The organism is Bradyrhizobium sp. FW305-F6 (assembly GCF_058782905.1).
Genome location: NZ_JBYSYD010000001.1, coordinates 967,201 through 989,957, shown reverse-complemented (window position 1 = coordinate 989,957; position 22,757 = coordinate 967,201). Strand labels below are relative to the sequence as shown.

21 protein-coding genes and 1 tRNA gene are annotated in these 22,757 nt (G+C 64.1%); 13 read left to right on the top strand and 9 right to left on the bottom strand.

Annotation, left to right across the window (positions count from 1 at the left end):
• Window positions 1-7: 7 nt before the first annotated feature.
• Window positions 8-1,633 (bottom strand): long-chain fatty acid--CoA ligase, encoded by a 1,626-nt coding sequence (locus tag AC3WLX_RS04850; protein WP_492335917.1) that lies wholly within the window; start codon window positions 1,631-1,633, stop codon window positions 8-10.
• Window positions 1,634-1,809: 176 nt separating this feature from the next.
• On the opposite strand from AC3WLX_RS04850, the gene AC3WLX_RS04845 reads away from it, so the two are divergent.
• The gene (locus AC3WLX_RS04845; RefSeq protein WP_492334899.1) at window positions 1,810-3,663 is read left to right on the top strand and encodes a flavin-containing monooxygenase; all 1,854 of its coding nucleotides are present in this window, start codon (window positions 1,810-1,812) and stop codon (window positions 3,661-3,663) included.
• A 37-nt stretch (window positions 3,664-3,700) separates the two neighbouring features.
• The gene (locus AC3WLX_RS04840; protein ID WP_492334898.1) at window positions 3,701-4,516 is read left to right on the top strand and encodes a lytic murein transglycosylase; all 816 of its coding nucleotides are present in this window, start codon (window positions 3,701-3,703) and stop codon (window positions 4,514-4,516) included.
• Here the strand turns inward: AC3WLX_RS04840 and AC3WLX_RS04835 are convergent.
• Window positions 4,513-4,713: a hypothetical protein gene (locus AC3WLX_RS04835; protein ID WP_492334897.1), complete on the bottom strand. Its 201-nt coding sequence runs from the start codon at window positions 4,711-4,713 to the stop codon at window positions 4,513-4,515. The genes AC3WLX_RS04840 and AC3WLX_RS04835 overlap by 4 nt on opposite strands.
• Before the next feature lie 13 nt (window positions 4,714-4,726).
• Here AC3WLX_RS04835 and AC3WLX_RS04830 point away from each other — a divergent pair, with 13 nt between their 5' ends.
• From AC3WLX_RS04830 to AC3WLX_RS04815, 4 genes are all read left to right on the top strand, one after another.
• On the top strand, window positions 4,727-4,948 hold the full coding sequence (locus AC3WLX_RS04830; RefSeq protein WP_492334896.1) for a hypothetical protein: 222 nt from the start codon (window positions 4,727-4,729) through the stop codon (window positions 4,946-4,948).
• A 12-nt stretch (window positions 4,949-4,960) separates the two neighbouring features.
• On the top strand, window positions 4,961-5,383 hold the full coding sequence (locus tag AC3WLX_RS04825; RefSeq protein ID WP_492334895.1) for a hypothetical protein: 423 nt from the start codon (window positions 4,961-4,963) through the stop codon (window positions 5,381-5,383).
• A 376-nt stretch (window positions 5,384-5,759) separates the two neighbouring features.
• Window positions 5,760-6,206, top strand: a complete 447-nt coding sequence (locus AC3WLX_RS04820; RefSeq protein WP_492334894.1) for a MaoC family dehydratase — start codon at window positions 5,760-5,762, stop codon at window positions 6,204-6,206.
• A gap of 36 nt (window positions 6,207-6,242) precedes the next feature.
• Window positions 6,243-6,377, top strand: coding sequence for a hypothetical protein (locus tag AC3WLX_RS04815; protein WP_492335951.1), 135 nt, complete (start codon window positions 6,243-6,245; stop codon window positions 6,375-6,377).
• 521 nt (window positions 6,378-6,898) lie between these two features.
• Here AC3WLX_RS04815 and AC3WLX_RS04810 read toward each other — a convergent pair.
• Together AC3WLX_RS04810 and AC3WLX_RS04805 are read right to left on the bottom strand one after the other, a co-directional pair.
• The gene (locus tag AC3WLX_RS04810) at window positions 6,899-10,087 is read right to left on the bottom strand and encodes an efflux RND transporter permease subunit (RefSeq protein WP_492334893.1); all 3,189 of its coding nucleotides are present in this window, start codon (window positions 10,085-10,087) and stop codon (window positions 6,899-6,901) included.
• 181 nt (window positions 10,088-10,268) lie between these two features.
• Entirely contained in the window at window positions 10,269-11,510 is a 1,242-nt protein-coding gene (locus AC3WLX_RS04805; RefSeq protein ID WP_492334892.1) for an efflux RND transporter periplasmic adaptor subunit, read from the bottom strand.
• A 199-nt stretch (window positions 11,511-11,709) separates the two neighbouring features.
• On the opposite strand from AC3WLX_RS04805, the gene AC3WLX_RS04800 reads away from it, so the two are divergent.
• Window positions 11,710-12,312, top strand: coding sequence for a TetR/AcrR family transcriptional regulator (locus AC3WLX_RS04800; RefSeq protein ID WP_291623023.1), 603 nt, complete (start codon window positions 11,710-11,712; stop codon window positions 12,310-12,312).
• Window positions 12,313-12,383: 71 nt separating this feature from the next.
• Here the strand turns inward: AC3WLX_RS04800 and AC3WLX_RS04795 are convergent, their stop codons facing one another.
• Window positions 12,384-12,968, bottom strand: coding sequence for a DUF1349 domain-containing protein (locus AC3WLX_RS04795; protein ID WP_492334891.1), 585 nt, complete (start codon window positions 12,966-12,968; stop codon window positions 12,384-12,386).
• Window positions 12,969-13,462: 494 nt separating this feature from the next.
• Between AC3WLX_RS04795 and AC3WLX_RS04790 the strand changes: the two genes are divergently transcribed.
• The 5 genes from AC3WLX_RS04790 (at window position 13,463) to AC3WLX_RS04770 (ending at window position 18,271) form a co-directional block, all read left to right on the top strand.
• Window positions 13,463-14,680, top strand: a complete 1,218-nt coding sequence (locus tag AC3WLX_RS04790; RefSeq protein WP_291623025.1) for a multidrug effflux MFS transporter — start codon at window positions 13,463-13,465, stop codon at window positions 14,678-14,680.
• A 14-nt stretch (window positions 14,681-14,694) separates the two neighbouring features.
• A complete protein-coding gene (gene guaD, locus AC3WLX_RS04785; RefSeq protein ID WP_291623027.1) occupies window positions 14,695-16,092 on the top strand; it encodes a guanine deaminase in 1,398 nt (465 codons plus the stop codon).
• An 11-nt stretch (window positions 16,093-16,103) separates the two neighbouring features.
• Entirely contained in the window at window positions 16,104-17,087 is a 984-nt protein-coding gene (locus AC3WLX_RS04780) for an antibiotic biosynthesis monooxygenase (protein ID WP_492334890.1), read from the top strand.
• A 52-nt stretch (window positions 17,088-17,139) separates the two neighbouring features.
• Entirely contained in the window at window positions 17,140-18,042 is a 903-nt protein-coding gene (rnz, locus tag AC3WLX_RS04775; RefSeq protein WP_492334889.1) for a ribonuclease Z, read from the top strand.
• A gap of 155 nt (window positions 18,043-18,197) precedes the next feature.
• Window positions 18,198-18,271 (top strand) — tRNA-Gln (locus AC3WLX_RS04770).
• Between the two features lie 244 nt (window positions 18,272-18,515).
• Here AC3WLX_RS04770 and AC3WLX_RS04765 read toward each other — a convergent pair.
• The 4 genes from AC3WLX_RS04765 to AC3WLX_RS04750 form a co-directional block, all read right to left on the bottom strand.
• On the bottom strand, window positions 18,516-19,031 hold the full coding sequence (locus AC3WLX_RS04765; RefSeq protein ID WP_492334888.1) for a nuclear transport factor 2 family protein: 516 nt from the start codon (window positions 19,029-19,031) through the stop codon (window positions 18,516-18,518).
• A 64-nt stretch (window positions 19,032-19,095) separates the two neighbouring features.
• A complete protein-coding gene (locus AC3WLX_RS04760; protein ID WP_492334887.1) occupies window positions 19,096-19,836 on the bottom strand; it encodes an SDR family NAD(P)-dependent oxidoreductase in 741 nt (246 codons plus the stop codon).
• A gap of 166 nt (window positions 19,837-20,002) precedes the next feature.
• Window positions 20,003-20,641 (bottom strand): hydrolase, encoded by a 639-nt coding sequence (locus tag AC3WLX_RS04755; protein WP_492334886.1) that lies wholly within the window; start codon window positions 20,639-20,641, stop codon window positions 20,003-20,005.
• A gap of 132 nt (window positions 20,642-20,773) precedes the next feature.
• Entirely contained in the window at window positions 20,774-21,643 is an 870-nt protein-coding gene (locus AC3WLX_RS04750; protein ID WP_492334885.1) for a pirin family protein, read from the bottom strand.
• Between the two features lie 112 nt (window positions 21,644-21,755).
• Here AC3WLX_RS04750 and AC3WLX_RS04745 point away from each other — a divergent pair, with 112 nt between their 5' ends.
• Window positions 21,756-22,697, top strand: coding sequence for a LysR substrate-binding domain-containing protein (locus AC3WLX_RS04745; RefSeq protein WP_492334884.1), 942 nt, complete (start codon window positions 21,756-21,758; stop codon window positions 22,695-22,697).
• The last annotated feature ends 60 nt before the right edge of the window (window positions 22,698-22,757 follow it).

Below are 22,757 nucleotides of genomic sequence, written 5' to 3'. Positions count from 1 at the left end.
AGGCCGCTTACGCGACCCGGTACTCCCTAAATCTGTCGCGCAGGGCGGATTTCAGCACCTTGCCCGTGCCGGTCATCGGGAACTCGTCGAGGAATTCGACGGCATCAGGCAGCCACCAGCTTGCGATCCTCGGACGCATGTGGTCGAGCAGCGTCCGGCCGTCGACCGTCGCGCCTTTCTTGCGAACGACGAGGAGGAGCGGGCGCTCCTGCCATTTCTCGTGGCTGATCGCGACGACGGCCGCCTGCAGCACGTCGGGATGAGACAGTGCGATGTCCTCGAGCTGGATCGAGGAGATCCACTCGCCGCCGGACTTGATCACGTCCTTGGAACGGTCGGTCAGCGTGACGTGGCCTTGCGGGTCGATCACGGCCATGTCGCCGGTGATCAGCCAGCCGTCGCGGTCGAGGCCTTCGTCGAGCTTCATGTAGCCGGAGGCCACCCAGGGACCACGGGCGCGCAGATGACCGACGGACGTGCCGTCGCGCGGCAGCTCGTTGCCGGCGTCATCGACGATGCGCAAGGCGGTGCCGAAACAGGCGCGGCCGGAGACCTGGCGGCGGTCGAATTTCTCCTTTTCACCCAGATGCTCCGAGCCGGGCCGCAAGCCCGGCATCGAGCAGCCCAGCGCCTCGGTCATGCCCCAGGCCTGGATGTAGTCGACATTGTAATCGCGCTTGAGCTTCTCGACCATCGCGCGCGGCGGGGCCGAGCCCGACGACAGCGTCGCGCGCAGCGTCGAGAACTTGTTGCCGGTGCGGCCGAGCCAGTCGAGCAGGATCAGCCAGAAGCTCGGCACGCCCGCCGACAGCGTCACCTTCTCGCCTTCGAGCAGTTCATAGAGCTTGTCGGGCTCGTAGTTGCGGCCGGGCAGCACCAGCTTTGAGCCGGTATAGGGCGCCGTGAACGGCATGTTCCAGCCGTTGCCGTGGAACAGCGGTGCCATCGGCATCATCACCTCGCGCACGCCTTCGACATGTCCCGGCAGGAAGTCGAAATTGCAGCAGGTCATGGTCTGCAGGATCGCGGCGCGGTGCGAATAGATCACGCCCTTGGGATTGCCCGTCGTGCCCGAGGTGTAGCAGATCGTAGAGGCGGACTTCTCGTCGAACTCCGGCCAGGCGAAGCCGGCCTCGTTCTCCTTCTCCAGGAGCTCTTCGTAGCAATGCACGTTGGCAAGCTTCGTCTCCGGCATCCGCTCGCGCGAGGACATCACGACGTAGGCCTCGATGGTCTTGAGCTGCGGCGCGATCGCCTCGACGAGCGGCAGCGTGGCGCGGTCGATGAACAGCAGGCGGTCTTCGGCGTGATTGATGATGTAGACGAGCTGCTCGGGGAATAGCCTGGGATTGACGGTATGCAGCACGTAGCCCATCCCGGGCGCTGCATAGAACATCTCGAAATGACGGTGCGTGTTCCAGGCCAGCGTGCCGACGCGGTCGCCTTGCGTCATGCCGAGCCGCTTCAACGCCAGCGCCATGCGCTTGATGCGTGGATGCGCGTCGGCATAGGTGTAGCGATGGACGTCGCCCTCGATCTCGCGCGCGACGATCTCGGCTTCGCCGTGATAATCGGCCGCATACTGGATCAGTCCGCTGATCAGCAGCGGCATGTCCATCATCAATCCCTGCATGGTCTCCTCCGGATTGCCACGTCGATGCATGGCGTAGGCTTCTGATTTGCGCGGGAGGTTAGCGGAACGTCGCGCAGCGTTCACGTAAAAAACAATCCGCGTGATTGCATGCAGCGCTTTTTAAGGGCTAACGTGCGGTGAGCTGTCGGCGAAGCAGCATTGGCGGGAGGAAATGGATGTCAGCGGAAAGACACAAGACCGGTGAAGCCGGCGCATCTACGGTTGATATTTCCGCCCTTCGTGCGCGCTATCGCGACGAGCGCGATCGCCGTCTGCGTGCCGAGGGCAAGGCGCAGTATATCGAGGTCACGGGCGATTTCGGCCGCTACCTCGATGACCCCTGGGCCGATCCCGGATTTGCGCGGCCAGCCATCAGCGAAGCGACCGACGTGCTGATCGTCGGCGGCGGCTTCGGCGGCCTCTTGTGTGGCGCGCGCTTGCGCGAGGCCGGCATCGAGAATTTTCGCATCGTGGAAAAGGCCGCCGACTTCGGCGGCACATGGTACTGGAATCGCTATCCCGGCGCCGCCTGCGATACCGAGAGCTACATCTATCTGCCGCTCCTGGAGGAGACCGGCTACATTCCGGTCCGCAAGTATGCCCGGGCGCCGGAGATCTACGAGCACTCGCGCCGCATCGGCCGTCATTTCGGGCTTTACGAGCGCGCACTGTTCCAGACCGTCATCTCCCGGATGACATGGCAGGAGCAGGACGCGCGCTGGCTGGTCGAGACCAACAGGGGCGATCGCATCCGCGCGCGCTTCGTCATCCTCGCCGGGGGTCCGCTGAGCCGTCCAAAGCTGCCGGGCATCCCCGGCATCGAGACGTTCAAAGGCCACAGCTTTCACACCAGCCGCTGGGACTACGGCTACACCGGCGGCAATGCGGACGGCGGTCTGACGGGTCTTGCCGACAAGCGTGTCGGCATCATCGGCACCGGTGCCACGGCGGTGCAATGCGTGCCGCATCTCGGCCGCTCGGCGAAGGAGCTCTATGTCTTCCAGCGCACGCCGTCCGCGATCGGCGTTCGCGACGATCGTCCAACCGACCCGGCCTGGGCGCAGAACCTCAAGCCCGGCTGGCAGCGCGAGCGCATGGACAATTTCACGTCAGTGATCTCGGGCGAGCCGTTCGAGCAGGACCTGGTGCAGGACGGCTGGACTGGCCTGCTCGGCGAGATCCTGCTGGCGCCGCGCCGGCAGGCACAGCCGGTGACCTCGATGGAAGAGGCTCTGAAGGTGATCGAGCAGGCCGACTATCGCAAGATGGAGGAGATCCGCGCCCGTGTCGACGCGGTGGTCAGGGACGCGGCGACCGCAGCGGCGCTCAAGCCCTGGTACAAGGCGTTCTGCAAGCGGCCGTGCTTCCACGACGAATATCTCGACACTTTCAACCGTCCGAACGTGCATCTGGTCGACACAAAGGGGGAGGGTGTCGAGCGCATCACGGAGAATGCGGTCGTCGTCGACGGCAGGGCTTACGAGCTCGATTGCCTGATCTATGCCAGCGGTTTCGAGGTCGGCACCGATTACGCGCGCCGCATGGGCTTCGAGGTCTACGGCCGCGACGGCGTCAGCCTGTCGGAGCGCTGGCAGGACGGGGTCAAGACGCTGCATGGCTTCTACAGCCGCGGCTTCCCGAACTGCTTCCTGATCGTCACGGTGCAGGCCGGCCAGAGCGCCAACTTCCCGCACATCATCGACGAACAGTCGCAACACATCGCCTATGTCATCAAGGAGGCGCGCGAGCGCAAGGCGCGCACTCTGGAGCCGACGCTCGCCGCCGAGGATGCCTGGGTCGAGGAGGTCGTCAAGGCCGCGCTCGGCCGGCAGACCTATCTCGCCGAATGCACGCCGGGTTACTACAACAATGAAGGCGTGTTTGATCCAATCGCGGCAAGAAACAGTCAATATTGGCGCGGCCCGGTGGCATTCCTGCGGCTGCTCGACAGATGGCGCAAAGACGGCAATCTGGACGGCCTCGAATTGTCCTATGATCAGGCCATGGAGTCGGCGCCGTCCACCGGGTAAGATTGCGCCGAGCGATACAGGACAGGAGAGATTGCAGATGATCAGGGGCAGGGCTGTTGCGGGAGCGGTTCTTGGCGCAATGACGCTGCTCGGTTGCCTCGCACCCTCCGCCGAGGCCGCGCAATGCGGCAGCTCGCCGGCCGGCTTCGAGGCGTGGAAGCGCGAATTCAGCGCGGAGGCGCAAGGAAAGGGCATCGGCCCCACCGCGCTGTCGGCGCTAATGCAGACCAACTATGCGAGCGCCACCATCGCGGCCGACCGCGGCCAGCGCAGCTTCTCGCTGACGCTCGACCAGTTCCTGGCCAAGCGCGGCGCGACCACGATCGTCGCCAAGGGACGGCAGCTGAAGCAGTCGCAGGCCGCCTTGTTTGCCTCGATCGAGCAGCGCTATGGCGTCCCGCCCGGACCCCTGATCGCGATCTGGGGCATGGAGACCGGCTTCGGCAGCCAGCGCGGCAATCAGAACATGCTGTCGTCGATCGCGACCCTCGCCTATGACTGCCGCCGTCCCGAATTCTTCACTGACCAGCTCTATGCCGCGTTGAAGCTGATCGACCGCGGTACATTGTCGGGATCGACCCGCGGCTCCATGCATGGCGAGGTCGGCCAGACCCAGTTCATGCCCAAGAGCATCCTTGCCTACGGCACCGGCAATCTGGAAGTCGCTGCCAATGCGCTGAACTCGACGGCCAATTTCCTCAAAGCCCATGGCTGGAAAGCAGGAGCTGGCTACCAACCGGGCGAGCCGAACTTCGCCGCCATCGAGGCCTGGAATGCGGCTGGCGTCTATCAGAAGGCGATCGCGCTGATGGGCCGGCAGATCGACGAGGGCGGGCCCGCCGCGTTGCGCTAGGGCACGATCCGGAACACTGCGAACCGGTTTTCCGGAAAGATCATGCTTAAACAACGACCTAAAGCGCGACGACGATTCATTCTGATCGGATCGCGCTCGAGGCGGCTCAGCAAGGCGTGATGCGTCGGCAAGAGAAAGTTGTTGCCAAAAGGAACCGACGGCATGAGGTTTGCTTGATCAAGTTCAGGGCTGGGCATGAGGAGACTCAACATGGCGACCCAGATCGTGATGGACCAGACTGGCGACACGCGCCACGAGTTTGATCCTGGCAATGCCGATGCGCTGGCGCGAGCCGAACGGCGCTTTCGGGAGCTGACCGGAGCCGGTTTCACCGCAGCGCTGCGAACCGGACCCGGCGAGGTCACCCGTATCAGATCATTCGATCCGACCGCCCACGAAACGCTGTTTTATCCACGCCTGGTCGGCGGCTGATCCGGTCTGATCATGATTGCGGCAGTTTGGCTCCGCGCGCCGGCGCGTGCGCGTCTGCAGGCGCTGCGTGAACTCTATCGGCGCTTTTTCGGCGAGAACACGCCGGATGCACGAGGTCGCCGGCTGTTGGTCGAATGGCTTTCGCCGGCGCAGCGCGCGCAGTTCGAGCAGCACCGCTATTTCGACGTCGTCGGCTGCGATACCGGCAAGAGATATCGCATCCACTACGGCACCGCGGCCAATGTCCACGAGATCGACGGTGAGGGCCGCGCGACGATGGGCTGGTGCTTCGTCCCCTCAGGTTTTCTGGTGCCCGGAGACGTCATGCTGGCGCAGAAAATTGCGCTCGAAACGGACGAAAAAGGATCGCTTGCGCTCGCCAACCGGTTTCCGCCGGCCACGCATTCCGATCACTTCTACCGGCGGCCGTTTTAGGGCCTCGGGGCGTTCAGGAGTGCGTGGTGTTGTAGGCGTCCAGCGCATGTGCGGCAAAGACACCAATGCTGCAGAGAGCGAGCACTGCGGAGATCAGCTCGATCATTGCTCGTCCTCCCCCAGCGGCTGGTGAACGAGGTTCTGACAGCAGGAATATTCGTAGATCAGGTCGAGGATGAACTGCATGGTGGACGTCCCTGTATTTATTTTGACAACCACTTAACCGGCTATCTGTTTCAGGCGTGTTTCGTCGCACCGGGAAAGGGGTTTCGCGCGGAACCCGGGGTGGTTTGGGCGCTGGGGGCCCGCTATATTTGCAAGTGCTAAGGGTGGTTTGAGCCGCCGCCAGGTCAGCGACGCATTGCGAGGCAAAATCATGGCGCAGGTCGAGTGGTTCGACGATCTCACCATTGGGATGCGGTTCAAATCCCCGGAAGTTGTAATTACCGAGGCCGACATCAAGCGCTTCGCCGCCGAGTTCGATCCGCAGCCGATGCATCTCGATGACGAGGCGGCGAAGCAGACCCTGTTCAGGGGGCTTGCCGCCTCGGGATGGCACACCGCCGCGATCGCCATGAACCTCGCAATCCAGGCCCGTCCGTTCGGCCCGCATCCGCTGATCGGCGCCGGTGTGGACGGCTTGCGCTGGACGTTGCCGGTACGACCGAATGATCGTGTGCATCTGGTCGGCGAGGTCATGAGCCTGACGCCGTCCAAGTCCAAACCGCAAGGCGTCGCGCTGGTGAAATGGACCATGTTCAACCAGAACGGCGAGGAGGTTTACACGTTCACGCCGATCGCCATCGTGCCGCGGCGGGGATAGGGTGTGCGCGGCATCTTCGCATACGAGCAATCGATCATGGATCGCCTCGCCAAGGCCAAGCGCCTCACGCTCGATTTCGAGGACGACGACGAGGACAGTATAGAGATGCAGATCCCGCGGGCCGGCGAAGCGCTGGCGGCGCTGAAATTCTGCGAAGAGAATCGGAGATAATCGATCGGATCTCGTTGGTCCCGACCGGGGGCCAAGCGATCGCATATGGCGTGCACAATGCGGCGGCATCGGCACTGGGCTTCCTCCCCCGCTTGCGGGGGAGGGTTGGGGAGAGGGTGTCTCCGCGTTGGGGTTGTCGAGAATTTGCCGAGTATATCCCTGCGCGGTGAGAGCCCTCACCGCGCTCTGCGAGCACGTCGGCCTCTCCCGCAAGCGGGCAGAGCTATCGTATACGGGCTTTTGAAAGACCTGAGCGCGCGCCTCGCCCTTCGAGACGACCGCTTCGCGGTCCCTCAGGGTGAGGCTAAGCGGCACCGGTGCCCGTTGAGACCAGCGAAACGCATGCGGTCCTCATCCTGAGGGCCCGCCAACGGCGGGCGTCTCGAAGGATGGCCACAGGCGAGATCGCTCCCATATGCGATTGCCCTGCGCAAGCGGGAGAGCCGGCGCAAGCCCACGGATGTCCCCGTGAAAGCATATGCGATAACCCTGCGCCGGGGGCATGCCGCGGCAGGACCGTGTCACTCGGCAGGCCCCTGGACCGGCGCCGCGCTGACGTCGCTGCCGTGATGGGTTAGCGGTTTCATGCCGGCGACGGTTCTGAGCAGCACGTAGAACACCGGCGTAAGGAACAGGCCGAACACGGTGACGCCGATCATGCCGGAGAACACGGCAACGCCCATCGCGCGCCGCATCTCCGAGCCGGCCCCGGTCGAGAGCACCAGCGGCAGCACGCCCATGATGAACGCCATCGACGTCATCAGGATCGGACGCAGCCGCAGCCGGCTGGCCTCGATCGCGGCCCGGATCGGCGTACGTCCCGCGAATTCGAGCTCGCGCGCGAATTCGACGATCAGGATCGCGTTCTTGGCGGAGAGGCCGACCAGCACGATGAGCCCGATCTGGGTGAAGACGTTGTTGTCGCCCTTGGAGATCCAGACGCCGAACATCGCCGCGAGCAAGCCCATCGGCACGATCATGATGATCGACAGCGGCAGGGTCAGGCTCTCGTAGAGGGCGGCCAGCACCAGGAACACCAGCAGGATCGCCAGCGGGAATACCCACATGCCGGAATTGCCGGCGATGAACTCCTGATAGGTTAGGTCGGTCCACTCGAAGGCAAAGCCCGGCGGCAGCACCTCCGCCGCGATCCGCGTCGCCGCCTCCTGGGCTTGGCCCGATGAGAAGCCGGGCGCGGCCGCTGCGTTGATGTCGGAGGACAGGAATCCGTTGTAGCGGATCGCGCGCTCCGGCCCCGCGCTCTGGCGGATCGTGAGCAGCGCCGACAACGGCACCATGTCGCCGGAGGACGAGCGCACCTTCAACTGCCTGATGTCGTCGGCCCGCGCGCGGAACGGTGCGTCGGCCTGGACCCGGACGGAATAGGTGCGGCCGAATTTGTTGAAATCGTTGACGTAGTAGGAGCCGAGGTAGATCTGCAGCGTGTTGAACACCTCGGTCACGGGCACGCCCAGCTGCAGCGCCTTGGTGCGGTCGATGTCCGCGAACAGCTGGGGCACGTTGACCTGGAAGCTCGAGAACACGCCGGCGATCTGCGGCGCCTTCTGCATCGCCGCCATGAAGGCGTTGGTGGCCTCGTTCAGGGCGTCATAGCCGAGGCCGGCCCGGTCCTCGATCTGGAGCTTGAAGCCGCCGATGGTGCCGAGACCGTTGACCGGCGGCGGCGGGAACATGGCGATGAAGGCTTCCTGGATGCCGGCATATTTCTTGTTCAGCTCGGCCGCGAGTGCGGGGCCGCTGAGCGAGGGATCCTTGCGTTCGTCGAACGGCTTCAGCGTCGAGAACACGATGCCGGCGTTGGAGGAGTTGGTGAAGCCGGAGATCGACAGGCCCGGGAAGGCCACCGAGCTCTCGACACCGGGCTGGGTCAGCGCGATGTCGCTCATCTTGCGGATCACCTCCTCGCTGCGGTCGAGCGTGGCGCCGTCGGGCAGACGGGCAAAGCCGACCAGGTACTGCTTGTCCTGACCCGGCACGAATCCGCCAGGCACCTGCTGGAAGAGAAGCGCAGTGAGTCCGACCAGGACCACATAAACGCCCATCACGGCCGCCTTGCCCGAAATCACCTTGCTGACGCTGCCGCTGTAATTCTCCGAGGAGCGCGTGAAGGCCTTGTTGAAGCCGCGGAAGAACCAGCCGAGGCTCTTCTCCATGATGAGCGTCAGCCGGTCCTTCGGTTCATCGTGGCCCTTGAGCAGCAGCGCCGACAGCGCCGGTGACAGCGTCAACGAGTTGATGGCGGAGATGACGGTCGAAATCGCGATCGTCAGCGCGAACTGCTTGTAGAACTGCCCGGTGAGGCCGGAGATGAAGGCGAGCGGCACGAACACCGCGACCAGCACCAGCGCGATCGCGATGATCGGCCCAGATACCTCGCGCATGGCCTGATAGGTGGCATCGCGCGGCGACAGCCCGCCCTCGATGTTGCGCTCGACGTTCTCGACCACGACGATGGCGTCGTCGACGACGATGCCGATGGCGAGCACGAGGCCGAACAGGGTGAGCGCGTTGATCGAGAAGCCGAACACGTGCATCACGGCGAAGGTGCCGACGATCGACACCGGAACGGCCAGCAGCGGGATGATCGAGGCCCGCCAGGTCTGCAGGAACAGGATCACCACCAGCACGACGAGGGCGATGGCTTCCAGCAGCGTGTGGATGACGGCTTCGATCGAGGAGCGGACGAACTGGGTGGGATCGTAGACGATCTGGTAGGACACGCCCTCCGGCATGTTCTTCTTGATCTCGGCCATGGTGGCGCGGACGTTGTCTGAGATCTGCAGCGCGTTGGAGCCTGGCGCCTGCGAGATCGGGATCGCCACCGCATGCTTGTTGTCGAGCAGCGAACGCAAGCCGTACTCGGACGCACCCAACTCGATGCGCGCGACATCGCGCAGCCGTACCACTTCGCCGCGCGTCCCGGTCTTGACCACGATGTCGCCGAACTGCTCTTCATTCGCGAGCCGGCCCTCCGCGTTGACGGAGAGCTGAAGATCGATGCCGCTGACGTTCGGAGAGGAGCCGACCACGCCGGCGGCGGCCTCGACGTTCTGCGCCTGGATCGCCCGCACGAGATCGCTCGCGGTCAGGCCGTGCTCGGCCGCCTTCTGCGGATCGACCCAGACCCGCATCGAATAGTCGCCGGCGCCGTAGAGCTGCACGTCGCCGACGCCGTCGATCCGCGCCAGGCGGTCCTTGACGTTGAGGACCGCATAGTTGCGCAAATACGTCATGTCGTAGCGGCCGTTCGGCGACAGCAGATGCACGACCATGGTGAGGTCGGGCGACGACTTCTTGGTGATGATGCCGAGCTGGCGCACCACGGCGGGCAGCCGCGGCTCGGCTTGCTGCACGCGGTTCTGCACCAGCTGCGTCGCCTTGTCGGGGTCGGTGCCGAGGCGGAACGTCACCGTCAGCGTCATCGCGCCGTCGGTGGTCGCCTGGCTCGACATGTAGAGCATGTTCTCGACGCCGTTGATCTGCTCCTCGATCGGGGTCGCCACCGTCTCCGCGATCACCTTGGGATTGGCGCCGGGATAGGTCGCGCGCACCACGACGGAGGGCGGCACCACGTCCGGATATTCCGAGATCGGCATCGCGAACAGCGAGATGAGCCCTGCCAGAAAGATCAGGACCGACAACACGCCGGCGAAAATCGGACGATCGATGAAGAACTTCGAGAGATTCATGGTTTTGCCCCTGGGCAATATCTTGGTCGTCCCCGGACAGCGTCGCCGTCATTCCGGGGCGCGCGAAGCGCGAACCCGGAATCCAGAGGTGACGTGATCGGAGTTTCGTACGCTTGAGATTCTCAGGTGCGCGATTGCGCACCGTAGTTCGCGCGATGCGCGCCCCGGATGACGGGGTGCACTAGCGTTGCACCACGTCCTGGTTGCCGTGCTTCGACGCCTGCTGCGGCCCTCGCGCACCCATCGCCGCCACCTCCGTCTTGAGGAGGGCGCCGGGACGCACGCGCTGCAGGCCGTTGACGACGATGCGCTCGCCGGGCTTCAGGCCCGAGGTGACGATGCGAAGCCCGTCGACGGTGCCGCCGAGCGTGACCGTCCGGTAGACGGCGCGGTTGTCGTCGCCGACCGTCATCACGAACTTCTTGTCCTGGTCGGTGCCGATCGCGCGCTCGTCGATCATCACCAGCGCCTGTTGCTTGGGCTGGCCCATGCGCACGCGGGCGAACTGGCCTGGGATCAGACGTCCGTCCTCATTACGGAACACGGCGCGGACACGGATGGTGCCGCTCTGGCCGTTGACCTGGTTGTCGATCAGCTGGATATGGCCCTTGGCCGACAGCCCGCCGGAGGTCGTCATCTCCACCGGGATCTGGTCGAGCTTGCCGCGTTGGCCGGAGCCATCCGCGATCGAGTTCAGCGCGCGCAGCACGAGTTCTTCATCCGCATCGAACGAGGCGTAGATCGGATTGACCGAGACCAGCGAGGTCAAGACCGGGGAGGCGGTGCCGGCGGCGACGAGATTGCCGACGGTGACCTCGATCTTGCCGACGCGGCCATCGACGGGCGCGCGCACCTCGGTGTAGTCGAGATTGAGCTTTGCCGTTTGCAGCGTCGCCTCGGCCGCCTTGACGTTGGCGATCGCCTCGCGGTGGGCGTTGTCGCGCTGGTCGTAGTCGCGCCGGGTGACCACGGCGTTGCCGACGAGCTGGGCGCCGCGATCGAGCTCGCTCTGGGTGAAGACGACGCGGGCTTTCGTTGCCTCGAGCTGGGCCGCCGCCTTGTCGACCTCCGCCGCGTAGGGCGCCGGATCGATCTTGAACAGCACGTCGCCGGCCTTGACCAGCGCGCCCTCGGTGAAGTTCGCCGACATGATCGCACCGGCCACCCGCGGGCGCAGTTCGACACGCTGGATGGCCTCGAGCCGGCCGGAAAAATCGTCCCACAGCACGGTCTGCCGTGGCTCGATCATAGCAACGGTGACGGAAACGGCTTGTTCGGCTGCCGCCGGTGCCGTCGCCTGCGCGGCATGAAAATAGCGACCGGTCGCGATCGAGCCGGCCAGGGCGAGGGCACCCACGAGCGCGGCGCCACCGAGGAAGCGGCGGAGACGTCCGGTGCGAGAGGTAGTTTGGGAGGGGGGCATTTGCGCGCTCCAGATATGTAGTGTTCACTACAGATGTGGAGCTGGATACTGCAGTGCAAGATACTTATGTACCATTCACTAAGAAAATTGTACGCCGATACCGCGACGATTGGAAATCACAAGAAAAAGAAAGTTAGAACAAATAGATAGCAGGCGGCGTTAGGCTGATAATGACCGCCGATTCCAAGGAGACAGGCACATGCGCATGGGACGCCCCCGCGAATTCGACGCCGAAACGGCGTTGGACCAGGCGATGGAAGTGTTTTGGCGCCATGGCTATGAGGGCGCCACGATCGCGCAGCTGACCGAGGCCATGGGCATCAACCCGCCCAGTCTCTACGCCTGTTTCGGCAACAAGGAAGGCCTGCTGAAGGCCGCGCTCGACCGCTACACCAAGCTGCGCAACATCTGGATGGACGAGGTGGTGGCGGCACCGACTGCCCGCGCCGTCGCCGAGCGGATGCTGATGGGAATTGCCGACAAGCAGACCGATCCTGCCAACCCGCCCGGCTGCCTGCTGGTGCAGGGCGGCGTTGCCTGCGGCACCGGCTCGGAGAACGTTCCCTTCGAGCTCGCCGCGCGCCGCGCCCAGAACGAGGAGCAGCTCCGCGACCGCTTCGTTCGCGCCAAGGCCGAAGGTGATCTCAAGGAAAGCGCCGATCCCGCCGCGCTTGCGCGTTATGTCTCCGCGGTGTCCGTCGGCATGGGCGTGATGGCGTCCTCCGGCGCGGACCGCGAAGCGCTGCGGCAGGTCGCTGATGTCGCGGTGCAGGCGGTGGAAGCGCAGTCGACGAAGCGGTAGAGAAAGTGGCAGGGCGCTGCGGGTGAACGACGATCTGCCCGCTCGGGAGCGCGAGAGCTCGCCAGACCCGCTCAGCTCAGGTCGTGAACGTCCTTTCCAAGCGGCGGTGTCAGACGAAAATTCGAGAACACGACTTCGAGCCCCGCCCGCTCGGGAGTGCAGGCCATCGGTCCCACAAGGTAGGAGCTTGCAGCCGGAAACGGCGCTAGCCGCATGAGAGGCCAGGACTTGCCGTCGGCCGAAACCTGTAGGCGAAGGACGCCGTCGGCGACGGTTGCGCGGATCCAGAAGTCTCCTGCATCATGGTCATAGGGGGCAGTTGCCCAGTCCGATCGCCCGTCGGTGAGCACGCTTGCAAGCATGGCGCGACCGTCCGAGAGTTCTATCCCGGCCTTGACCCAATGGTGCGCATCGATGCGCACCATGATGCCCGCCTGATCATAGAGGGCCTGGAAGTCGCTCTGAACACGTAAGCTGGCGGTGAATGCCTCGCCGGTTGGAAACCCCAGGAAATGACCGCTGTCGCGATTAAAGCCGTAGTGGGTTTCGCGCCAGAAGTCGGTGGCATTGTCCGTAACGACCTGGAGACGATCGTCCTCCGCCGTCCATCGTTTCGGTTCGTTCAACCACACGCCGCCACTTCTGAGGAGAGTCATTTCCGACCTCGATTGCCGACGCCTGCCGGGCTCGGCCGTACAAGCATGGCCTCGTGCAAACTGCGATCGGGCGCGTGCACAGAATCCTCGCGCCATCGACGCAGTGCCGATGCCGAGTCCGCTCACGTTTCGCAGCAGCCATGGCTTCCGAGCGGTTAACGCGTTGGCGTGAGTTGCGGATACGCGATCGGCGACCATGCAAGCTTGCGCCTGTTCTGCCCGACGTGTCAAACGGCTCCGGCTGGCACCATCCGCACCGCGCGGTGCGAAATTCTTCAATGATTCATACTGTGCATGGGGTTGTTTTCGCGTTTTTGTTTGAGCGTGCCCAGAGCCCGAACATCCAGCGCCGCGCATCGTTTCGGTACGGGACCTCCTAAGAGTTTCTACACACAGTTGTGTCAACGTCCCGCGCGTCAATATCCGCAACCGCATCGACGCTTCTCATTGCGCGCACGAAAAGACGGGGCCGCGGACATCGAGGGGCGTTAGTCATGGCTGCACTTGCTTCGGACGCCGGTCGCGCCAGGAGTGGGATCGTGCCGATCCTGTTGTGCGTCGTGCCGTTCAGCCAGATTCCGCTCGATGCCTATACGCCGGGCCTGCCGCAGATGGTGGTGGATCTCGCCACCGACGCGGCGTCGATGCAAAACACCGTCACCGCCTACATGCTCGGCATGAGCCTTGCCCTGGTGCCGGTCGGCATCGCCTCCGACACGCTCGGCCGCCGCAACGTCCTGCTCGCGGGATTATCGGTGCTGATCGCGATGAGCGTCGCCTGCGCACTCGCCACCAGCGCCTCGCTGCTGCTTGGCTTGCGCTTCCTGCAAGGCGTCGGCGGCTGCACCTGCCTCGTCGTCGCCTATGCGGTCGCCGCTGATTGCTATCGCGGACGCGAGCTCACTGCGATTTCCGGCCTGCTTGGTGCTGCCTGGGGTCTTGCGCCCGTGCTTGCGCCGGCGGCCGGCGGCTTCATCGTCGAGCTGACCTCCTGGCGCGGCGTGTTCGTCGTCATTGCCATCGCCGCGGCGATCGTCGCCGGGATCGTCGCACTGTTCCTGCCCGAGACCTTGCCGGCGGAGCGCCGTGCACCGTTCGATCCGCGCCGCACCGCGGGCATCCTGCGCGATGCGGTGGTGCGTCCGGGCTTCCTCGCTTTCGTGCTGGTCTTCGCCGCGGCCGCGAGCGCGCAGCTCGCCTTCGGCGTCGTCGCGCCGTTCTTCTACCAGACCGGCCTCGGCTATTCGGCGGCCATCTACGGCCTCGTCGCGCTCGGCCTTGGCGGCGTCAATCTCGCAGGCGAACTGGGCTGCGCCCATTTCGCGCGATTCATGCCGGCACGCGTGATGGGCTTCGGCGCCTTCGCGCTGTTTCTCGCCGGCGCTGCGGTCCTGACCGGGACGGGCCTGACCCTCGGTCTCGACTTCGTGTCGATCACGATCGGCGGTGCGCTGGTGCTCGGCGGCTGCGGCGTGCTGTGCCCGATGATGTACGGCATGGCGCTCGGCCTGTTCGAACGCGACCACGGCCTGATCGGCGGTCTCATCAGCGCGCTCTGCTATCTCGCGGTGAGCGGCGTCATGGCGATCGCGGCGGTGCTGCCTGAAGCAACGCAGGCGCCGCTCGGATGGCTCTATCTCGGCCTCTGCGCCGTCGCCGGAACGTTGCTCGCGATCTCGCTGCCATCGGCGCGCCACACGACACAGGCTTGAGGGAGGAACCAATCATGACCACCGTTGCCATTCGCGGCACGTTCTTCGACTTCGTCGACGATCCCTGGAAGCACGTCGGCAACGAGCAGGCCGCCGCGCGCTTTCACTGGGATGGTCTCATGGTCGTCACGGACGGCGTGATCGAGGCGTTCGGCCCTTATGACAAAATCTCCGCTGCGCATCCGGGCGTCGAGATCACCCACATCAAGGACCGCATCATCGTCCCGGGCTTCATCGACGGCCACATCCATCTGCCGCAGACCCGCGTGTTGGGGGCCTATGGCGAGCAGCTGCTGCCCTGGCTGCAAAAATGGATCTATCCGGAAGAGCTCAAGTACCGGGACCGCAACTACGCGCGCGAGGGCGTCAAGCGCTTCCTCGACGCGCTGCTCGCCTCTGGCACCACCACATGCCAGGCTTTTACCAGCTCCTCGCCGGTCTCGACCGAAGAGCTGTTCGAGGAGGCGAGCAGGCGCAACATGCGGGTCATCGCCGGCCTCACCGGGATCGATCGCAACGCGCCGGCCGATTTCATCGATACCCCCGAAAATTTCTATCGCGACAGCAAGCGGCTAATTGCGCAGTACCACAACAAGGGCCGCAACCTCTACGCCATCACGCCGCGCTTCGCCTTCGGTGCCTCGCCGGAATTGTTGAAAGCGTGCCAGCGCCTCAAGCACGAGCACCCGGACTGCTGGGTCAACACCCACATCTCCGAGAATCCGGCCGAATGCAGCGGGGTGCTTGTCGAGCATCCGGACTGCCAGGACTATCTCGGTGTCTACGAGAAGTTCGACCTGGTCGGTCCGAAATTCTCCGGCGGCCACGGCGTCTATCTCTCGAACAACGAGTTTCGCCGCATGTCGAAGAAGGGCGCGGCGGTGGTGTTCTGCCCCTGCTCGAATCTGTTCCTCGGCAGCGGCCTGTTCCGCCTCGGCCGCGCCACCGATCCCGAGCACCGCGTCAAGATGTCGTTCGGCACCGACATGGGCGGCGGCAACCGCTTCTCGATGATCTCCGTGCTCGACGACGCCTACAAGGTCGGCATGTGCAACAACACGCTGCTCGACGGCAGCATCGATCCCGTGCGCAAGGATCTTGCGGAAGCCGAGCGCAACAAGCTCTCGCCCTATCGCGGTTTCTGGTCGATCACGCTCGGCGGCGCCGAAGGCCTCTACATCGACGACAAGCTCGGCAATTTCGAGCCCGGCAAGGAGGCCGATTTCGTCGCGCTCGATCCCAATGGCGGGCAGATCGCGCAAGCGTGGCATCAGTCGCTGATCGCCGACGGCGCCGGCCCGCGCACGATGGATGAGGCCGCGAGCATGCTGTTCGCCGTCATGATGGTGGGCGACGATCGCTGCGTCGACGAGACCTGGGTGATGGGCAAGCGTCTCTACAAGAAGAGCTGAAGCGGCCGCCAATGAGCGCAACTCCTGATGCAGCCGGCCAGCCGGTCGCCCTCGTCATCCAGCGCCGCGTTGCCGACGACGGCTTTGCTGCGTTCGCACGCTGGAACGGCGAGGTCGGCGAGGTGCTCAAGGCTTGGCCCGGCTTTCTCGGCCAGGAGGTCGTGCCGCCACGACCGCCGGCGCATCTGGACTGGGTGACGATCCTGCGTTTCGCCAGCCCTTCCGCAGCACGGGCCTGGCTCCAGAGCGATGTGCGGGCACGGCTCATCGCGGACGTGCAGCGCTTCTTCGTCGGTTCGGAGGATGTCCATATCCTGCCCGACACCGGCGTCCAGCGCGACAGCGCAGTCTCGGCCGTCATCTCGTTCAAGGTCCCTGATGGGCTCGAGGATGCGTTCCTGAAATGGCAGCAGCGCATCCAGGCGTCGGAAGCCGAGTTCAAGGGCTTCTTGCGGCACAAGATCGAGCGGCCGATTCCGGGCCTCCATGACGAATGGATCATCATCCTGTCGTTCGATTCCGACGCCAACCTCAACGCATGGCTCGACTCGCCCTTGCGGCAGACCCTTCTTAAGGAGGGCGAGCGCTTCAATGCCGGCATGAACGTGAAGCGGGCGAGCTACGGTTTCAATTTCTGGTTCCCGGCCGGCAAGACGCCGGCGCCCGAGCAAGGGCCCGGTTTCATCTGGAAGAGCAACCTGATCGTCCTCCTGGTTCTCTATCCCGTCGTCTACCTCTGGGGCACTTTCATCAGCGCGCCCCTGATCGACAGAAACGGCGTGCCGGTCTGGCTGTCGCTGTTCATCGGCAATCTCGTCAGCACGCAGCTGCTCGGCTGGTGGCTGGTGCCCGCCGCCTTCAAGGCGCTCGACTGGTGGGTGACGCCGAAGGCCGCGATCAGTCGCCAGATCGCGGGGTACGTGCTGCTTGCCGTGCTCTATGCCGCGTCGATGGGCCTGTACGCGCTGCTGCTCGCGTGGCATTGGGGACGGTGAGGCCGTCAACCGTATTGACGCGGAGAAGGGCGGTCGCTGGACATCGACGACCATGTTCGCCCTGACGTTTCTCGGGACATCGGCCAGCGTTCCCTCGGCGGAGCGCAACCATCCGGCGCTTCTCGTGGAAGCCGCAGGCAAGCGCGTCCTGGTCGATTGCGGCGAGGGCACGCAGCGCCAGCTGCTGCGCAGCGGCGCCGGCTTCCGGCGGCTCGACCGCATCCTGCTCACCCACGCCCATCTCGACCACGTGCTCGGCATCCCCGGACTGTTCTCGACGCTCGGCTTGCGGCAGACGTCCGAGACGATGACCGTTCACGGCGGCGCAGGCACGCTCGACCTCGTCACCCGCATGCTCGCCGGCCTGTGGGGCGCGGGCAGGGCGCCGATCGCCTTAGAGTTCGCAGCGCTGACCGAAGGAGAGGTCATCGACGCCGGTGAATTCACTATCGGCTGTTTCCCGGTGCGCCACCGCGACACCGACAGTTTCGGCTTCGTCTTCCACAGCCCTGCGCGCCGTCATCTTCGGCCGGATCGTCTCGCTGCGCTCGGTGTCCCCGACGGTCCCTTGCGCGGCGAATTGGCCGCGGGCCGACCGGTCGTGCTTGCCGATCGAACCATCGATCCCGAAGACGTCCTGGGCCCGCCGAGCGGCGGCAGCAAGCTCGTCGTGATCGGCGACACCGAGACCACTGAGGGGCTGTCGCAATTTGTAACCGGCGCCGACATGCTGGTGATCGAGGCCACGTTCCTCGATCGCGACGCGCCGACCGCGCGGAGCTACGGTCATCTCACCGCGGCTGAAGCGGCTTCCTTTGCGGCCACGAACAAGGTCGGACAGCTCGTGCTGACCCACATGTCGGGCCGCTACGAAGACGAGGAGATTCTCGCCGAGGCGGCAAAAATCTTCCCGAACACCCGGATCGCCGCAGACTTCGACCACATCGTCGTCTGATCAAACGGGCTTTGAGCCGATCATCATGCAGCGCTTGCCAGCCCAGATACGAGAGGGTAGAACGCTGCCACGCCTGAGCCGTGATCTGCGCGCTGCGCTTCCCGGCTCCAGTCGAGCAAATCTGGCAAGTCTATGAATTTGTTCGACTATTCCGTTGGGGAATGGTGTAACGGTAGCACAACAGACTCTGACTCTGTTTGTCTTGGTTCGAATCCAGGTTCCCCAGCCAAGCACTCCCACATATGCTCATCTACGATCCCCCCACCCGGTCGGTTCTGCTCAATTTGAGATGACCGCAGTGATCTGTCCGACAATTTAGTTAGCCGGGCTTCGGATGGTGACAGTCGAGACCCAAGCGTAAGCCAATGAACGGGATCGCGGTGACTTCGTCGCGCCGGCAGCTATGAGTTGGCCGGGCGTGGCCTGGTCTCCTAAAAAAGATGACTTGTCCCCGGGGGATATTAACCTCGCTGTCAGACGAGGGTTTCCGATCCGTCTGGACTGGCTTTGATGAGATACTCGCCGCCTTCTCTAAAACTGCGAACTGTCGCAAAGGTATCTTCCATAAACTGCACGTAGGACAGCTTGCCGTTCTCGCCGCGCGCCAGAACCGCGAAGGGTGATGTGACCGTTTTGCCCAGAACGTTTGACGTGTAAGTAAAGGAGCCAAAGATCGCGGCGCCGTTCTGATTTTCAAAGCTATCCTGAATTTGGAAGTCGTCCACCGTCCAGTAGCGACTGACGTCGATAAAAGTCTGAACCAGCCCCTTGGTGCCTTTGTTCGTTCCGGCCCAAGGCATGATCTGCTTCAGTTCCGCGTGTTCATAGTTGAGCGATACATAGACGAAGTCATCGGTCGTAAATTGTTTGACGAAATCCAGATCGGTCGGGTTCGACAAGATCGACCGCAGTACCGCCAAGGGCGATGCCGTCGAGGCGGGTTCGGCTGTAGACGACTTCTGGGCAGGAGCGTGTGCACGAGTGGACATGGTGGGTTCCTCCTTTAGGGAATTCTATGAATCGAGGTGTCTGTGTTGCTTCAATTGACCACCCTTACGCGATTGCGCCCGCATCAGTGGTCAGGGTGGCGCCAGTGATCACGCTTGCCGCAGGGCTGGCCAGAAAGACCACAGCATTCGCGATTTCGCGCGGCTCAGCGAATCGGCCGAGCGATGTAAGACTCCTCTGGACAGCGGAAGTCGGCCCGTCCGCCGGATTGGCATCCGTGTCTACCGATCCGGGCTGGACAAGATTCACGGTGATGCCCCTAGAGCCAAGTTCACGCGACAAGCCGCGCGTGAAGGAGATCAAGGCAGCCTTGGACATCGCATAGGCGGTCACTCCGGGAAATGGGACGCGCTCGCCGAGACCCGATCCGATCGAGATGATGCGACCTCCTGCAGAAAGATGGGGAATGACAGCCTTGGCGAACAGAACTGGCGCTCGCACGTTGACGTCCATCAGAGTCTGGTATTCGGCCACGTCAAGATCAGCGATCAGTCCGTACCGACCGATCGCCGCATTGTTGACGAGGATGTCGAGTCCGCCGAGCCCCGAGACGGCTTCTTGCACGGAGCGTACGATGGCACCCGGGTCCGCGCTGTCGGCCTGGATTGCGACCGAGCGCCGTCCTGTCGCCTCCACGGACTTAACCACCGCGTTGGCTTGTTCGACCGAACGCAGATAGGTGAACGCCACGTGTGCGCCGTTCTCAGCCAGCGCCAAGGCAATTGCGGCTCCGATCCCCCGCGCCCCGCCAGTCACTAAGGCACGCTTCCCGTCCAGATTGATCATCGTTGTCCTTTTCTTTCATCTTCGAACTTTGAGCACCGGCTCATATCAGGCGCCCGATATGCTCCGCCTCGTATGGGCGGGGCGGCTCATCTGGTCCCGTCCAGGCTCGGCCCGTGTCTCTCTGCGACACGGGCCCTTGAGGGCGAAGCTCCTTGGTCGAAGCTTGTTATCGAACTGCTCCCGCAGCTTTCTCGGGGTTGAAACCGTCGAAGCTTTCGAAGACGCCCATGAATCCCGGGACGGTCGCTTCGCGCGCCCAGTCGCGCTGGAGCTCGCAATAAATCTGCACCCGGCTGATCAGCTTGGCACCGGCCTGCTCGATGCGGCGCAACGCCGCCTCATGCGCGGCCAGCGACGTCCCGCCGACCGCGTCGACCGGCACATAGACCTCATAGCCCTCCTGGATCGCGTCCAGCGCCGGGAACGTCAGGCAGGCTTCGGTCCAGAGCGCGGTCATGATCAGCTTGCGGCGGCCAATCGCCTTCACCGCCTGCTTGAACGCGGTGTCCTCCCAGCTGTTGATCGAGGTCCGGTCGTATGTCGGCAGGTGCCCAAGGACGGCCTGCAGCTCTTGAATGGGGGGCTTGTTGCGGCCGGTTGCAACATTGACCGTCGAATGGACGATTGGAAGCTTGTAATGCACGGCCGCCTTGGCGGTGCTCACGATGTTGAACACCAGCTCGTCGCGCGGAATAGAGCGGATCGAGGACACCTGAATCGGCTGATAGTCGATGATGATGAATGCCGCGTTCTGCGGCGTCAGAAGATGGTCGGTTTGCGGATTGCGGATCGGTTCACTGCTCATTGCTGGGCTCTCTCTTTGTCGGTCGGAGTTCTGCGCTGGGAATGGGCCGGAGCCCGGGATCGCGCGGACGGGTGAGCGCACACCCTTCCGCAAGGAAAAGGGGCCGGACCCACGCGTGAGTTCGGCCCCCAGTCACGCCGCGGCGGTGACGAAGCGCCCGCTGTTGAGGTCGTCGATGGCTTGGCGGATCTCCGCCTCGCTGTTCATGACGAATGGCCCGTGACCCACGATCGGCTCGTCGATCGGATCGCCGGTGAGGACCAGCAGCTTCGCCTCTCCGTTCGCATGAATGGCGACATCGCTGCCCTTGCGGTCGAGCAGCACCATTTCCGCCGCCCCCGCGTCCAGGCTGCGGCCAACCCTGACATGCCCGGTCAACACCACGATCATCGCGGTATGCCCCTCTGGCAGGTCGAGCGTGAGGTCCGAATCGGCCTTCAGGCTCAGGTCCCACACATTGATCGGCGTGAAGGTGCGGGCCGGTCCATTGATGCCGCGATACGCGCCGGCGATGACTCGCGCCTTCCCCGCACCATGCGGGAGCGAGACGATGGGAATGTCCGCCTTCGCGATGCCCTGATACCCGCCCGGTGCCATCTTGTCCTTGGCCGGCAGGTTGACCCAGAGCTGCACCATGCGGAGCGGTCCACCCGCTTTGGCAAAGCCCGCCGAGTGATATTCCTCATGGAGAATGCCGCCCGCAGCCGTCATCCATTGCACATCGCCGGGCCCGATCACCCCGCCATTGCCGGCAGAATCACGGTGCTCGACCTCGCCTTCGTAAACGATGGTGACGGTTTCGAAGCCGCGATGGGGATGCTCGCTCACGCCGCGCCGATGCATGGTCGGCGCGAAAGTATACGGTCCCGCATAGTCGAGCAGGAGGAACGGGCTGATATGCGCGCCGAGCGTGTTGTACGAAAAGAGCGAGCGCACCGGAAAACCGTCGCCGACCCAATGCTGCCGGTCATTGCCGTACCGGCCTAGTACCGTCTTGGCCATGTTGTCCTCCTGACGCGGTCGAGCCGCGTCGCTTCGCCGAGAAAGGAGGTAAAGGCGCGACGATGTAACTCAAAGATTGCCATACGCGACGCAGCGTCCTATACTTAGGACGATGCGAGACTTCAATGACCTCTACTATTTCGCTTCCGTCGTCGAGCATGGGGGCTTCGCACCGGCGGGCCGTGCCCTCGGAATTCAGAAATCGAAACTGAGCCGCCGTATCCTTCTGCTTGAGGAGCGGCTTGGCGTTCGCCTCCTCAATCGCTCGTCGCGTCGCTTCTCGGTGACCGACATCGGGCAGGACTTCTATGAACGCTGCGTTGCGATGATCGTCGAAGCCGAGGCGGCCGAGCAGATTGTCGCCGCGGTGCAGGCGGAGCCGCGCGGCGTGGTGCGCATGAGTTGCCCGAGCGGCCTGCTCTCCTTCCAGTTCGGCGAACTGATCGCGCGCTTCATGATGCGCCAGCGCGGCGTGCAGGTGCGGCTGGAGAGCACGAACCGCCGCGTCGATGTGATCGCCGAAGGATTCGACCTCGCGATTCGTGTGCGATTTCCGCCGCTTGAGACCAGCGATCTCGTGATGCGCTGGCTCGATGAAAGCAGCCAGTGTCTCGTGGCTGCATCCTCACTCATCCACGGCGCAATAAAATCGCCGGCGGATCTCCACGGCCTTCCCAGCCTCGACCAGGAGCGACCGGATCGGGTCCATGCCTGGGACCTGCGCCATGCAGATGGCCTAGCGACCTTGGTGCCGCATACGCCGCGCCTGATCACCGACGACATGTCAGTCCTCCGCGATGCCGCGATTGCCGGCGCAGGGGCTGTGCAACTCCCGACCATCTTTGTCGCCGACGACATCAAGGCGGGACGCCTCGTCCACGTCCTTCCTGACTGGAGGCCCCGTTCGGGCATCGTGCACGCCGTATTCCCGTCGCGCCGGGGACTTCTCCCCTCGGTCCGTGCGCTGATCGACTTTTTCGTTCGCGAATGCGCGATCCAACGCGCCCGGGCCGACAAGATCGTCCCGCCAATCGTCAGCGACAGGCGGGATTGAGCTCCAGGCGCCGGCAACGGTCGAGCACAGGCGCGGTTTCACAGGCTGCCCGCATCGAGA